Genomic DNA, 255 nt, shown 5'->3' with positions numbered 1-255 from the left:
GGCTATACAGTATTACAGCAATAAACAAAAGGGACGAAATATCATCACCCAGTATTATCAATTTATGCCAAGCTTTATCCTTATTTTTATTATGAATAATAGAACTACTGTTGTAATTACTTATAAAATCATCATCACTTATAGAGTATCTTTTTTTCGACAAAGATATATTTTGATCTAGATCTATAGGTATAACAACTTGTTTCAAAGCTCCTAAAAACACTCCTAGCCATATTAAGATGGACTGTATGTCTT

General features: G+C 29.0%; 1 protein-coding gene. It reads right to left on the bottom strand.

Features of this window, described 5'->3' with window-relative positions; all coding sequences use genetic code 11:
• On the bottom strand, positions 1-255 hold a 255-nt coding region (locus AAEY79_RS15660; RefSeq protein ID WP_352289515.1), incomplete at both ends, for a hypothetical protein.

It is taken from the genome of Psychrobacter sp. GW64-MNA-CIBAN-0177, from assembly GCF_040309585.1.
Lineage (GTDB): Bacteria > Pseudomonadota > Gammaproteobacteria > Pseudomonadales > Moraxellaceae > Psychrobacter > Psychrobacter okhotskensis.
The sequence above is the reverse complement of the archived record's forward strand: the minus strand, read 5'-3'. Positions and strand labels throughout refer to the sequence as shown.